We start from the raw sequence: 14,395 nt of genomic DNA, 5'->3' as shown, positions 1-14,395 counted from the left end.
CAGTGCGAAGCACGGAGGTTATTTAATGAGCAACGCAATCGACATCAAGGTTCCCGACATCGGCGACTTCAGTGATGTGCCCGTCATCGAGATCTTCGTGAAGCCGGGCGACACGGTGAAGGCCGAGGACCCGCTGGTCTCGCTCGAGTCCGACAAGGCCACCATGGACGTGCCTGCGCCGCGCGGCGGCGTGGTCGAGTCCATCGCCGTGAAGATGGGCGACAAGGTCAGCGAAGGCAGCGTCATCATGACCTTCAAGGCCGAGGGCGGCGCTGCCGCGGCAGCCGCGCCCGCCGAGGCGGCCAAGCCGAGCGTCAGCGCCGCACCGTCCGCCACCAGCGCGCCGGCCGGCGTGGCCGAGGTGCGCGTGCCCGACATCGGCGACTTCAAGGACGTGCCGGTCATCGAGATCTTCGTGAAGGTCGGCGACTCGGTGAAGGCCGAGGACCCGATCGTCTCGCTCGAGTCCGACAAGGCCACGATGGATGTGCCCGCGCCGCTCTCGGGCGTGGTGACGGCCATCGGCATCAAGATCGGCGACAAGGTCAGCGAAGGCTCGGTGATCCTGTCGCTGGCGACGGGCGATGCCACGGCCGCAACGCCGGCCACTGCGCCGGCCGCGCCTGCCGCAGCTGCGCCCGCACCGGCGCAGGCCGCCGCAGCCGCCGGCGGCGCCATCGACGAGGCCGCCTTCGCGCTGGCCTACGCCGGCCCCGCCGTGCGCAAGCTCGCACGCGAACTCGGCGTCGATCTCGGCAAACTCAAGGGCAGCGGCGACCACGGCCGCATCGTGCGCGCCGACGTCGAGGCCTTCGCGAAGGGCGGCGGCGCAGCCGCTGCACCGGCTGCCGGCAAGGCGGCCGCGGCACCCGCCGGCGGCGGCGTGGGTGGCATCGACCTCTTGCCCTGGCCCAAGGTCGACTTCGCCAAGTTCGGCCCGACAGAGCGCAAGGAGCTGTCGCGCATCAAGAAGATCAGCGCCGCCAACCTGCACCGCAACTGGGTCGTCATTCCGCATGTGACGACGCACGACGAGGCCGACATCACCGAGCTCGAGCCCTTCCGCGTTCAGATGAACAAGGAACTCGAAAAGTCGGGCGTGAAGATCAGCATGCTGCCTTTCATGATGAAGGCGGCCGTCGCCACGCTGAAGAAGTTTCCCGAGTTCAACGCCAGCCTCGACGGCGACGCACTGGTGCTCAAGAACTACTGGCACATCGGCTTCGCGGCCGACACGCCCAACGGCCTCATGGTGCCGGTGATCCGCGACGTCGACAAGAAGACCGTGCCCGAGATCGCCAAGGAGATGGGCGAGCTCGCCAAGCTCGCGCGCGACGGCAAGCTCAAGCCCGACCAGATGTCGGGCGGCACCTTCACCATCAGCTCGCTCGGCGGCATCGGCGGCATCTACTTCACGCCGATCATCAACGCGCCCGAGGTCGCCATCATGGGCGTGTGCAAGAGCTACTGGAAGCAGCATTCCAGCGACGGCAAGACCTACGCCTCGCGCCTCACGCTGCCGCTGTCCCTGTCGTGGGACCACCGCGTGATCGACGGCGCCGCCGCCGCGCGCTTCAACGTCCATTTCGCCAACGTGCTCGCCGATCTGCGGCGCGTGCTGTTCTGAAGGAAGCTCCCCAATGGCAAACATGGTGGAAGTCAAGGTTCCCGACATCGGCGACTTCAAGGATGTCGCGATCATCGAGCTGCTGGTCAAGCCCGGCGAGGTCATTGCGGTCGATACCGGCCTGATCATGGTGGAGTCCGACAAGGCCTCGATGGAGATTCCGTCGAGCCATGCGGGGACTGTGAAGGAGCTGAAGGTCGCGCTGGGGGACAAGGTGAGCGAAGGCTCGGTGATCCTGGTGGTCGAAACATCGGCAGCCGCTCCCGCTGCGGCCCCGGCCCCTGCGCCCGCACCGGCAGCCGCTGCGGCACCGGTTACCGCCGCACCCGCACCCACGGCCGGCAGCTATGCCGGCAAGGCTGACATCGAATGCGAGGTGCTCGTGCTCGGCGCCGGCCCCGGCGGCTACTCCGCCGCCTTCCGCAGCGCCGACCTCGGCATGAAGACGGTGCTGGTAGAGCGCTACGCCACGCTCGGCGGCGTGTGCCTCAACGTTGGCTGCATCCCGTCGAAGGCGCTGCTGCACACGGCCGGCGTCATGGACGAGGTGAAGCTGCTCGGAAAGCACGGCATCAAGTACACCGCGCCCGAGATCGACATCGACGCACTGCGCGGCTTCAAGGAGGGCGTCGTCAAGAAACTCACCGGCGGCCTAGCCGGCATGGCGAAGGCACGCAAGGTCGAGGTCGTCACCGGCGTCGGCAGCTTCCTCGATCCGCACCACGTCGAGGTGGTGGGCGAGGGCGGCGCGAAGAAGGTGGTGAAGTTCGCCAAGGCCATCATCGCCGCGGGCTCGCAGTCCGTGAAGCTGCCCTTCATGCCCGAGGACGAGCGCGTGGTCGACTCCACCGGCGCGCTGCTGCTCAAGGGCATTCCGAAGCGCATGCTGGTGATCGGCGGCGGCATCATCGGGCTGGAGATGGCGACCGTCTACTCGACGCTGGGCACGCGCATCGACGTGGTCGAGATGCTCGACGGCCTGATGCAGGGCGCCGACCGCGACCTCGTCAAGGTGTGGGAGAAGTTCAACGCGCCGCGCTTCGACAACGTGATGCTCAAGACGAAGACCGTCGGCGGCAAGGCGACAAAGGCCGGCATCGAGGTCAGCTTCGAAGGCGAGAAGGCGCCGAAGGAGCCGCAGGTCTACGACCTGGTGTTGGTGGCCGTGGGCCGCAGCCCCAACGGCAAGAAGATCGGCGCCGACAAGGCCGGCGTGGCGGTCACCGAGCGCGGCTTCATCGATGTGGACAAGCAGATGCGCACCAACGTGCCGCACATCTACGCCATCGGCGACATCGTCGGCCAGCCCATGCTCGCGCACAAGGCGGTGCACGAGGCGCACGTGGCGGCCGAAGCGGCGCACGGCGAGCCGGCTTTCTTCGACGCGCGGCAGATTCCCTCGGTGGCCTACACCGACCCCGAGGTCGCGTGGGCGGGCAAGACCGAGGAGCAGTGCAAGGCCGAGGGCCTGAAGGTCGGCAAGGCCGTGTTCCCCTGGGCCGCATCGGGCCGTGCCATCGCCAACGGGCGCGACGAGGGCTTCACCAAGCTGCTGTTCGACGAGGCCACGCACCGCATCGTCGGCGGCGGCATCGTCGGCACGCATGCGGGCGACCTGGTCAGCGAGCTGTGCCTGGCCATCGAGATGGGCTGCGAGCCGGGCGACATTGGCAAGACCATCCACCCGCACCCCACGCTCGGTGAATCCATCGGCATGGCGGCCGAACTCTTCGAGGGCGTCTGCACCGACCTGCCCCCGGTGAAGAAGAAGTAGGACGCGCTGCCATGCCTATTCAACTTGCCTTTGAGGCGCTGGGAGAAGGGCCGCCTGTCGTGATCCTGCATGGCCTGTTCGGCGCGGGACGCAACTGGACCCATGTCGCGCAATCGCTGGCCGCGGACTACCGGGTCTACCTGCCCGATGCCCGCAACCACGGTGCTTCGCCGTGGGCCGAGACCATGTCGTACCCCGAGATGGCGCACGACGTGCTCGCGCTCATCGAACGGGAGGGGCTGCAGCGGCCCTTCGTGGCCGGTCATAGCATGGGCGGCAAGACCGCGATGGCCCTGGCGCTCGGCCATCCGGAGGCCATTGGAGGCGTCGCGGTGATCGACATCGCGCCGGAGAGCTATTCCGACCAGTTCGCGTCGCATGTGTCCGCGATGCGGGGCCTCGACGCCGCTGCTGCGGCGAGCCGCCGACGGATCAGCCAGGCGCTGATGGACAGCCTGGGCGGCACCGCGCCGGCGGAATTCATGATGCAGAACCTGCGACGCCAGAACGAGCGCTTCGACTGGCGGCTCAATCTGATGGCGACGGCCTTGTGCATGCCGGACCTTTGCGGGTTCCCGGAACAGTTGCTGCGCGAACGCTACGACGGGCCGGCCCTGTTCTTCGCGGCGGCGGAATCCGACTACGTGCGACCCGATTCGCATCCCCGCATCCAGGCGATGTTTCCCTGCGCGCAGCTGGAGCACGTCCCCGAGGCCGGCCACTGGGTGCACGCGGATCAACCGGAAGCGCTGCTGTGCGGCCTGCACGGCTGGCTGGGCGACGCCTGCGCGCTCGCCCCGCGCTGATCCCGACACCCTCAGTACAGACAGACACACGGAGACAACACCCATGTCCGACAACCTGCGCGAAGCCGCCCTCGACTACCACCGCTATCCCACGCCCGGCAAGATCTCGGTGAACCCGACCAAGCCGATGGCCACGCAGCGCGATCTGGCGCTCGCCTACTCGCCCGGCGTGGCCGACGCCTGCATGGAGATCGCCCGCGACCCGGCCGAGGCCATGAACCTCACCTCGCGCGCCAACCTGGTGGCGGTCATCACCAATGGCACGGCGGTGCTAGGACTCGGCAACATCGGCGCGCTGGCCGGCAAGCCGGTGATGGAAGGCAAGGGCTGCCTCTTCAAGAAGTTCGCCGGCATCGACGTGTTCGACATCGAGCTCGACGAGACCGACCCCGATGCGCTGATCGACACCATCGCGCGCATGGAGCCCACCTTCGGCGGCATCAACCTCGAGGACATCAAGGCGCCCGAGTGCTTCTACATCGAGAAGAAGCTGCGCGAGCGCATGAAGATCCCGGTCTTCCACGACGACCAGCACGGCACCGCCATCGTCGCGGCGGCCGCCATCCTCAATGCGCTGCGGCACGTGAAGAAGGACATCCGCGAGGTGAAGCTGGTGGCCTCGGGCGCCGGCGCGGCGGCCTTGGCCTGTCTCGACCTGATCGTGAGCCTCGGCCTGCCGATGCACAACATCTACGTGTCGGACAGCGCGGGCGTGGTCTACACCGGCCGCAAGGAGCAGATGGATCCGAACAAGGCCCGCTATGCGCAGGACACCTCGGCGCGCAAACTGGCCGACGTGATCGGCGGTGCCGACATCTTCCTCGGCCTCTCGGCCGGCGGGGTGCTCAAGCCCGAAATGGTCAAGGAGATGGCGCGCGACCCGATCATTCTCGCGATGGCCAACCCGACGCCTGAGATCTTGCCAGAGGACGCGCTGGCTGCGCGCCCCGACGCCATCCTCGGCACCGGGCGCTCGGACTATCCGAACCAGGTCAACAACGTCCTGTGTTTTCCGTTCATCTTCCGCGGCGCGCTCGACGTGGGCGCCACCACCATCAACGAGGAGATGAAGCTCGCCGCCGTGCGCGCCATCGCGGAGCTCGCGCACGCCGAGATTCCCGAAGTGGTGGCGCAGGCCTATGGCGCGCTCGGCCTGCGCTTCGGCCGCGACTACCTGATCCCCAAGCCCTTCGACCCGCGCCTGATCGAGGTCGTCGCGCCCGCGGTGGCGCAGGCCGCGGTCGACAGCGGCGTGGCGACGCGGCCGATCGCCGACATGAAGGCCTACCGCCAGCGCCTGTCGCAGTTCGTCTACCAGTCGGGCAGCAGCATGCAGCCGCTGTTCGCGGCCGCCAAGCAGTCGCCCAAGCGCGTGGTCTACGCCGAGGGCGAGGACGAGCGCGTGCTGCGCGCCGCCCAGGTCGTGGTGGACGAAGGCCTGGCGCGGCCGCTGTTGCTGGGCCGCCCCGAGGTGATCGCCGAGCGCATCGCGCAGTACGGCCTGCGCCTGGCACTGGGAAGCGACTGCGAGGCCGTCGACCTGCTCGACCCCGCCGTGCACGATGACGCCGCCGAGGCCTACTACCAGCTCAAGCGCCGCGAGGGCGTCTCGCGCCTGGTGGCGCAGACCGAGATGCGCAGCCGCGGCACGCTGCTCGCGGCAATGCTGGTGCGCCAGGGCCGTGCCGACGCCATGCTGTGCGGCACGCTCGGCGGCTACGGCGACCACCTGCACCATGTGCGCGACGTGATCGGCCTGCGCCCCGGCACGAAGACCCTGGCCGCCATGCAGATGCTGATGCTGCCGGGCCGCCAGCTCTTCATCTGCGACACGCACGTCAACCGCGACCCCGATGCGGCGCAGGTCGCCGAGATCGCGCTGCTCGCGGCCGAAGAGGTGCGCCGCTTCGGCGTGACGCCCAGCGTGGCGCTGCTGTCGCACTCCAACTTCGGCGGCTCGAGCGCGGCCTCGGCCGTGAAGATGCGCGAGGCGCTCGCGCTCATCAAGGCGAGCGATCCGCAGCTCGCGGTGGAAGGGGAGATGCGCGGCGATGCGGCGCTGTCGAAGTCGATCCTCGACCACGAGTTCCCGGACTCGGCGCTGGAGACCGAGGCCAACGTGCTCATCATGCCCAACGTCGACGCGGCCAACATTTCCTACAACCTGCTGCGCATCGCGGCCGGCAGCGGCATCACGGTCGGCGGCATCCTGCTGGGCGCGGCACGCTCGGTGCACATCCTCACGCCGTCGTCCACCGTGCGCCGCATCGTCAACATGACGGCGCTGGCGGTGGTCGATGCCAACTCGCAGCGCGGCGCAGCCTGACGGGACGGCCATGAGCGATACCGTGCTCCACGGCCCGCAGCGCGGGGCCGCCAAGACGCGCCGGATACCGATCCGCGTGGCCGAGGCGGGCCCGGCCCTGCGCAAGCCCGACTGGATCCGCGTGCGCGTCTTGCAAAGCGACAGCTTTCGCGAGGTGAAGCGCACACTGCGCGAGGCCAGCCTGCACACCGTGTGCGAAGAGGCGTCCTGCCCGAACATCGGCGAGTGCTTCGGCAAGGGCACGGCCACCTTCATGGTGCTGGGTGACCTCTGCACGCGCCGCTGCCCCTTCTGCGACGTGGCCCATGGCCGCCCACAGCCGCCCGACCCGCTGGAGGCGCAGCACCTGGCCGAGACGGTTGCACGGCTGCGCCTGAAGTACGTGGTGATCACCAGCGTCGACCGCGACGACCTGCGCGACGGCGGTGCGGCGCATTTCGCGGCGTGCATCCGCGCGGTGCGCGCGCAGTCGCCGGGCACGCAGATCGAGGTGCTCACGCCCGACTTCCGCGGTCGCGCCGAGGTTGCGCTCGACATCCTCGTCGCCGACCCGCCGGACGTGATGAACCACAACCTCGAGACCGTGCCGCGCCTGTACCGCCAGGCGCGCCCCGGCGCCGACTACCTGCACTCCTTGCAACTGCTGCAGTCGTTCCGCGCGCGCTGCCCCGACGTGCCCACCAAGTCCGGCCTGATGCTGGGCCTGGGCGAGACCGACGACGAAGTGCTCGACGTGATGCGCGACCTGCGCCACCATGGCGTGGACATGCTCACCGTCGGCCAGTATCTGCAGCCGCGCCCCGGCAACCTGCCGGTGGAGCGCTACGTCGCCCCCGCGCAGTTCGAAACGCTCGCGCAGCAGGCGCGCGCCATGGGCTTCGCCCATGCCGCCTGCGAACCGCTCGTGCGGTCGAGCTACCACGCCGACCGGCAGGCGCATGCCGCCGGCGTCTGAAATTTTCTAGGAGACCTTCGTGGACCACCAACCCGTATCCAAGCCCTTCTACAAGTCCCTGTACTTCCAGGTCATCACCGCGATCGTCATCGGCGTTCTGCTGGGCCATTTCTACCCGCAGACCGGCGCGGCCATGAAGCCGCTGGGCGACGGCTTCATCAAGCTGATCAAGATGATCATCGCGCCGATCATCTTCTGCACGGTGGTGGTCGGCATCGCCGGCATGGAAGACATGAAGAAGGTCGGCAAGACCGGCGGCCTGGCGCTCCTGTACTTCGAGATCGTCAGCACCATCGCGCTGATCGTGGGCCTGGTCATCATCAACATCGTGCGGCCGGGCGCCGGCATGAACATCGACGTGAGCCAGCTCGACACCAAGGCGATCGCCGCCTATACGGCGCCGGGGCAGATGCAAGGCACGGTCGACTTCCTGCTGCATGTGATCCCGAGCACGGTGGTCGATGCCTTCGCCAAGGGCGAGATCCTGCAGGTGCTGCTGTTCGCCGTGATGTTCGGCTTCGCGCTGCACAAGTTCGGCGGGCGCGGCACGATGGTGTTCGACTTCATCGAGAAGTTCTCTCACGTGCTGTTCGTCATCGTCGGCTACATCATGAAGGTGGCACCGATCGGCGCGTTCGGTGCGATGGCGTTCACCATCGGCAAGTACGGCGTCGGCTCGCTGCTGCAGCTCGGCCAGCTGATGGCGACCTTCTACGCCACCTGCCTGCTCTTCATCTTCGTCATTCTCGGCGGCATCGCGCGGGCGCATGGCTTCAGCATCTGGAAGTTCATCAAGTACATCAAGGAAGAGCTGCTGATCGTGCTGGGCACCTCCTCGAGCGAATCGGTGCTGCCGCGCATGATGGCCAAGCTCGAGAATCTGGGCGCCAAGAAGTCGGTGGTCGGCCTGGTCATCCCGACCGGCTACTCGTTCAACCTCGACGGCACCTCGATCTACCTGACGATGGCGGCCGTGTTCATCGCGCAGGCCACCAACACCGACATGACCGTGACGCAGCAGATCACCCTGCTGCTGGTGCTGCTGCTGACCTCCAAGGGTGCAGCCGGCGTGACCGGCAGCGGCTTCATCGTGCTGGCCGCCACCCTGTCGGCCGTGGGGCACGTGCCGGTGGCGGGCCTGGCGCTGATCCTGGGCATCGACCGCTTCATGTCGGAGGCGCGCGCTCTGACCAACCTGATCGGCAACGGCGTCGCCACGGTCGTGGTGGCCAAGTGGACCAAGGACCTGGACACCGAACGCATGAAGCGCATCCTGGACAACGAGACGCCGGCCGAGGCCGACGCGCCCGAGGCGGTGCTCGACCAGGTCGAGACCCACATGCCCGTGGCCCAGGCGCGCTGAAGCGATCGCATGCTTGTACGGAGCAGCCGACCATGAACAACCCCGTACAGAGGCACCGCGTCGTCATCGTCGGCGGCGGCGCCGGCGGGCTGGAGCTGGCCACGCGCCTCGGCGATACGCTGGGCAAGCGCGGCATGGCGGACATCACGCTGGTCGACAAGCACCGCACCCACGTGTGGAAGCCCAAGCTGCACGAGATCGCCGCGGGCAGCATGGACATGAGCGCGCACGAGGTCGACTACCTCGCGCAGGCGCACTGGCACCGCTTCCGCTTCCGGCTCGGCGAGCTCACGGGCATCGACCGCGAGCGCCGCGAGGTGCAGGTGGCGCCCTACCTGGACGACGAAGGCCGGCTGGTCACGCCCGAACGGGCCTTCGCCTACGACACGCTGGTGGTCGCCATCGGCAGCCTGAGCAACGACTTCGGCACGCCCGGCGTGCGCGAGCATGCGCTGCGGCTCGAGTCGAAGGCGGATGCGCAGCGCTTCCACCTGCGCATGGTCAACGCCTGCATCCGAGCGCATGCTCAGACCACGCCGCTGCGGCCCGAGCAGCTGCACGTGGCAATCATCGGCGCGGGCGCGACCGGGGTGGAGCTGGCGGCCGAGCTGCATCGCACCACGCGCGAAGTCATCGCCTACGGGCTGGACCGCGTCGACGCCGAGAAGGACATCCAGGTCAGCGTGATCGAGGCCGCCGACCGCGTGCTGCCCGCGCTGCCGCCGCGCATGTCGGCCGCCACCGAGGCGCTGCTGCGCAAGCTGGGCGTGGACGTGCACACCTCCGCCAAGGTGGCCGAGGTGCTGCCCGAGGGCGTGCGCCTGGCCGACGGGCGCACGCTGCCGGCCGAGCTGGTGGTGTGGGCCGCGGGCGTGAAGGCGGCCGACTTGATGAAGGACATCGCGGGGCTGGAGACTAACCGCAGCAACCAGCTCGCGGTGCTGCCGACCCTGCAGACCACGCGCGACGCCCACATCTTCGCCATCGGCGACTGCGCGGCCTGCGAGTGGCCCGAGGCCAACGGCGGCAAGGGCGGCCTGGTGCCGCCGCGCGCGCAGGCGGCGCACCAGCAGGCCTCGCACGTCGCCGCGCAGATCCGCCGGCGCTTGGGCGGCAAGGCGCTCAAGCCCTACCGCTACCGCGACTTCGGCTCGCTCGTGTCGCTCGGCGAGTTCAGCACCGTGGGCAACATGATGGGCGGCCTGATCGGCGGCAGCCTGATGATCGAAGGGCTGTTCGCCCGCCTCATGTACATGTCGCTCTACAAGATGCACGAGCTGGCGCTGCACGGCGTCGTCAAGGTCTCGCTCGACACGCTCGCGCGCCTCATCACGCGGCGCACCGAACCTCATGTCAAGCTGCATTGAGCAGCCAAGCCCATGACCCCATCTTCCTCTCCCGATTTCGACCCAAGCTCGTGGCTGCAGGCCTGGCAGCAGGGCCTGTCGCAAGGCCATCTGCAGTTTGGCGCCTGGATGCGCAGCGCGCTGGAGACGGTGCCGTTCGACGCACGCGGCAAGGCACAGATGGACTTCGCGCTGCGCCAGGTGGTCGATGCGATGAACCCGGCCAACAGCCTCGCCACCAACCCCGAGGCGATGCAGGCCGCGCTCGACTCCGGCGGCGCAAGCCTGGTCGAAGGCGCGTGCCTCTTCCTCGCTGACGTGGCGAAGGGCCGCATCTCGATGTCGGACGACGCGGCCTTCGAGGTCGGTCGCAACGTCGCGACCAGCCCCGGCAGCGTGGTGTTCGAGAACGAGCTGATGCAGCTGGTGCAGTACACGCCTTCCACGGCGAAGGTGCATAAGCGTCCGCTGGTCATCGTGCCGCCGTGCATCAACAAGTTCTACATCCTCGACCTGCAGCCGGCGAACTCGCTGGTGGCCCATGCGGTGGCGCAAGGCCACACCGTCTTCCTCGTGTCCTGGCGCAATGTCTCGGCCGAGCAGGGCGATCTGGGATGGGACGACTACGTCGAGCAAGGCGTGCTGCGCGCGCTCGAGGTCGCGCGCAGCATCGCCCGCGCCGAGCAGGTCAGCACGCTGGGCTTCTGCATCGGCGGCACGCTGCTCGCCAGCGCGCTTGCCGTCGCGGCCGCGCGCGGCGAGAAGCCGGCCGCCAGCGTCACGCTGCTCACGGCGATGCTCGACTTCTCCGACACGGGCGAACTGGGCCTGATGGTGGACGAAGCCATGGTGGCCACGCGCGAAGCGACCATCGGCCGCGGCGGCCTGCTCAAGGGCCGCGAGCTCGCGACCGTGTTCGCCGCGCTGCGCGCCAACGACTTGATCTGGCCCTACGTGATCAACGGCTACCTCAAGGGCAAGGCGCCGGCGGCCTTCGACCTGCTGTACTGGAACGGCGACGACACCAACCTGCCGGGGCCGATGTACTGCTGGTACCTGCGCAACACCTACCTGGAGAACAAGCTGCGCGAGCCGGGCGGCACGGTGCAGTGCGGCGTGCCGGTGGATCTGTCGCGCATCGACGCGCCGGCCTTCGTCTACGCCTCGCGCGAGGACCACATCGTGCCGTGGAAGACCGCCTACGCCGGCACCCGGCTGCTCGGCGGGGAGACCCGCTTCGTGCTCGGCGCCAGCGGCCACATCGCGGGCGTGATCAACCCGCCCGCGAAGAAAAAGCGCAACCACTGGGTCGGCGATCTCGCCGCCGATGCCGGCGCCTGGCTGGACGGCGCGCAAAGCATCGACGGCAGCTGGTGGCCTGGATGGAGCGACTGGCTCGCCACGCATGCCGGCGCGAAGGTCGCCGCACGCAGCGCATTGGGCAGCGCCGAGTTTCCCGTCATCGAGCCCGCGCCCGGGCGCTATGTCAAAGCCAAGGCGGGCTGAGGCATCGGGCCACCGCCATTCCCTTCACGTCAACCCCCAAGGAGATTTTCATGTCAGACGATATCGTGATCGTGGCCGCGCAACGCACCGCGGTCGGCAAGTTCGGCGGCGCGCTCGCCGGCACGGCCGCCCCCGACCTGGGTGCGCACGTGGTGAAGGGCCTGCTCGCCAAGGCCGGCGTGCCGGGCGATGCGGTGTCCGAGGTGATCATCGGCCAGGTGCTCGCGGCCGGCTCGGGCCAGAACCCGGCGCGGCAGACGGTCATCAAGGCGGGGCTGCCGATCGGTGTGCCGGGCCTCACCATCAACAAGGTCTGCGGTTCGGGCCTGAAGGCCGTGATGCTGGCGGCGCAGGCCGTGAAGTGCGGCGACGCCGAGATCGTGGTGGCCGGCGGCCAGGAGAACATGAGCGCCGCGCCGCACGTGCTGCCCAACTCGCGCAACGGCCAGCGCATGGGCGACTGGAAGCTGGTCGACACCATGATCGTCGACGGCCTGTGGGACGTCTACAACCAGTACCACATGGGCACCACGGCCGAGAACGTGGCGAAGAAATACGGCATCACCCGCGAGATGCAGGACGCGCTCGCACTCGCCTCGCAGCAGAAGGCCGCCGCCGCGCAGGACGCGGGGCGCTTCGACGACGAGATCCTGCCCTTCGGCATTGCGCAGAAGAAGGGCGACCCGATCGTCTTTGCCGCCGACGAGTTCGTGAACCGCAAGACCAACGCCGATGCGCTCGCCGGCCTGCGCCCTGCCTTCGACAAGACCGGTTCGGTCACCGCCGGCAATGCCTCGGGCCTGAACGACGGCGCGGCCGCGGTGCTGGTGATGTCGGCTTCGCGCGCGGCCGCGCTCGGCCTGCAGCCGCTGGCGGTGATCCGCGCCTATGCGAGTGCCGGGCTGGACCCGTCGCTCATGGGCATGGGCCCAGTGCCCGCCTCGCAGCTGGCGCTGAAGAAGGCCGGCTGGAAGGCGCAGGACCTCGACCTGATGGAGATCAACGAGGCCTTCGCGGCACAGGCCTGCGCGGTCAACCGCGAGATGGACTGGGACACCAGCCGCATCAACGTCAACGGCGGCGCCATCGCCATCGGCCACCCGATCGGCGCCTCGGGCTGCCGCGTGCTGGTGACGCTGCTGCACGAGATGCGCCGCCGCGGCGCCAACAAGGGCCTGGCGTCGCTGTGCATCGGCGGCGGCATGGGCGTGGCGCTGGCCGTCGAACGCGCCTGAAACGATTTCTTTGTCACACAACGCACCTAGGAGAAAGCAGATGAGCGAGAAGCAGCAAAAAGTGGTCCTGGTCACCGGCGGCATGGGCGGCCTGGGCGAGACGATCTCCACCAAGATGGTCGATGCGGGCTACAAGCTCGCAGTGACCTATTCGCCGGGCAACAAGTCGCATGCCGACTGGGTGGCGCAGATGGCGCAGCGCGGCTACGAGATCCTGGCCGTGCCCTGCGACGTGGCGGACTACGACTCGTGCGCGAGCGCCGTGTCGCAGGTGCAGGAGCGGCTGGGACCGGTCGACGTGCTGGTCAACAATGCCGGCATCACGCGCGACATGACCTTCAAGAAGATGGACCGCGTCAACTGGGACGCCGTGCTGCGCACCAACCTCGACAGCCTGTTCAACATGAGCAAGCAGGTGGCCGACGGCATGGTGGACCGCGGCTGGGGCCGCATCATCAACGTGTCGTCGGTGAACGGCTCGAAGGGCGCCTTCGGCCAGACCAACTACTCGGCGGCCAAGGCCGGCGTGCATGGCTTCACCAAGGCGCTGGCGCTGGAGGTGGCCAAGAAGGGCGTCACCGTGAACACCATATCGCCGGGCTACATCGGCACGAAGATGGTCACGGCCATTCCGAAGGAGGTGCTCGACAGCAAGATCCTGCCGCACATCCCCGTCGGCCGCCTGGGCAAGCCGGAGGAAGTGGCGGGCCTGATCATCTACCTCGCCTCGGAAGAGGCGGCGTTCGTGACCGGCGCCAACATCGCCATCAATGGCGGCCAGCACATGCAATGAGCCGACGACCATGATCCTCAAGAATGGCATCGATCAGGCCGCGCTGATCAACAAGTTCGAGCAGGCCTCCGCCAAGCAGGGCGAGACCGTGCGCAAGGCGGTGCACGAGGCCACGCTCAAGGCGCTGCAGGGCCGCGAGCTCACGCTCGCGAACATCCGGCAGGTGCTGGGCACGGTCACCAAGGCGGCCTCGGCCGGCGCGGCCGGCAGCAAGCTGCCCGCGCCCGATGTGGAGGCGCTGCTCGCGAAGGCCTTTGCCGGCATGGACGGGGCGATGGAGCAGGCGGTGCTGGCCAACCAGCGCGCGCTGCAGCAGCTGGTCGACCAGGGCGCGAGCCTGCGCGAGACGCAGCTCAAGAAGGCGCTCGCCGACATCGAGAAGATGGAGGAGACGCTGTTCGCCAGCGTGCGCAAGGCGGCGCCGGCCGACGGTCCGTGGAGCGGCGTCTTCCAGGCGATGCAGGGCAAGCGTACCGGCACCGGCTCGAGCGCCACCGCGGCGCTCGAGCAGCTCGTGGAAGACACGCAGAAGAGCCTGCGCGACGGCCGCGCGATGGGCCTGCGCGCCTCGCAGGCGCTGATCGACAGCTACTCGACGCTGGTGAGCGGCGTGCTCATCGGCATGTCGGACGCCTTGAAGCAGGGCGGCGCGGCGAAGCGATGA

General features: G+C 68.6%; 11 protein-coding genes. All 11 read left to right on the top strand.

The window, feature by feature from the left end; genetic code table 11:
- Window positions 1–25 precede the first annotated feature (25 nt).
- The 11 genes from aceF to GXN78_RS36220 are packed head-to-tail and all read left to right on the top strand — an operon-like array spanning window position 26 to window position 14,395.
- Window positions 26–1,627, top strand: a complete 1,602-nt coding sequence (gene aceF / locus GXN78_RS36270) for a dihydrolipoyllysine-residue acetyltransferase (RefSeq protein WP_106559900.1) — start codon at window positions 26–28, stop codon at window positions 1,625–1,627.
- A gap of 13 nt (window positions 1,628–1,640) precedes the next feature.
- A complete protein-coding gene (lpdA, locus tag GXN78_RS36265; RefSeq protein ID WP_106559899.1) occupies window positions 1,641–3,401 on the top strand; it encodes a dihydrolipoyl dehydrogenase in 1,761 nt (586 codons plus the stop codon).
- Between the two features lie 11 nt (window positions 3,402–3,412).
- Entirely contained in the window at window positions 3,413–4,207 is a 795-nt protein-coding gene (locus tag GXN78_RS36260; protein WP_106559898.1) for an alpha/beta fold hydrolase, read from the top strand.
- Window positions 4,208–4,250: 43 nt separating this feature from the next.
- Window positions 4,251–6,533, top strand: coding sequence for an NADP-dependent malic enzyme (locus GXN78_RS36255; protein ID WP_106559897.1), 2,283 nt, complete (start codon window positions 4,251–4,253; stop codon window positions 6,531–6,533).
- A gap of 10 nt (window positions 6,534–6,543) precedes the next feature.
- Entirely contained in the window at window positions 6,544–7,488 is a 945-nt protein-coding gene (gene lipA, locus GXN78_RS36250) for a lipoyl synthase (RefSeq protein WP_106559896.1), read from the top strand.
- A 19-nt stretch (window positions 7,489–7,507) separates the two neighbouring features.
- Window positions 7,508–8,851: a dicarboxylate/amino acid:cation symporter gene (locus GXN78_RS36245; protein WP_106559895.1), complete on the top strand. Its 1,344-nt coding sequence runs from the start codon at window positions 7,508–7,510 to the stop codon at window positions 8,849–8,851.
- A 32-nt stretch (window positions 8,852–8,883) separates the two neighbouring features.
- Entirely contained in the window at window positions 8,884–10,218 is a 1,335-nt protein-coding gene (locus GXN78_RS36240) for an NAD(P)/FAD-dependent oxidoreductase (RefSeq protein WP_106559894.1), read from the top strand.
- A gap of 12 nt (window positions 10,219–10,230) precedes the next feature.
- Complete coding sequence (gene phaC / locus GXN78_RS36235; RefSeq protein WP_106559893.1) at window positions 10,231–11,703, top strand: class I poly(R)-hydroxyalkanoic acid synthase; 1,473 nt, start codon at window positions 10,231–10,233, stop codon at window positions 11,701–11,703.
- Window positions 11,704–11,753: 50 nt separating this feature from the next.
- Window positions 11,754–12,938, top strand: coding sequence for an acetyl-CoA C-acetyltransferase (locus tag GXN78_RS36230; protein ID WP_106559892.1), 1,185 nt, complete (start codon window positions 11,754–11,756; stop codon window positions 12,936–12,938).
- A 40-nt stretch (window positions 12,939–12,978) separates the two neighbouring features.
- Window positions 12,979–13,731, top strand: coding sequence for an acetoacetyl-CoA reductase (gene phbB / locus GXN78_RS36225; protein WP_106559891.1), 753 nt, complete (start codon window positions 12,979–12,981; stop codon window positions 13,729–13,731).
- Between the two features lie 10 nt (window positions 13,732–13,741).
- Window positions 13,742–14,395: a DUF6781 family protein gene (locus GXN78_RS36220; RefSeq protein ID WP_106559890.1), complete on the top strand. Its 654-nt coding sequence runs from the start codon at window positions 13,742–13,744 to the stop codon at window positions 14,393–14,395.

It is taken from the genome of Variovorax sp. WS11, assembly GCF_010499245.1.
Classification (GTDB): domain Bacteria; phylum Pseudomonadota; class Gammaproteobacteria; order Burkholderiales; family Burkholderiaceae_C; genus Variovorax.
The sequence above is the reverse complement of the archived record's forward strand: the minus strand, read 5'-3'. Positions and strand labels throughout refer to the sequence as shown.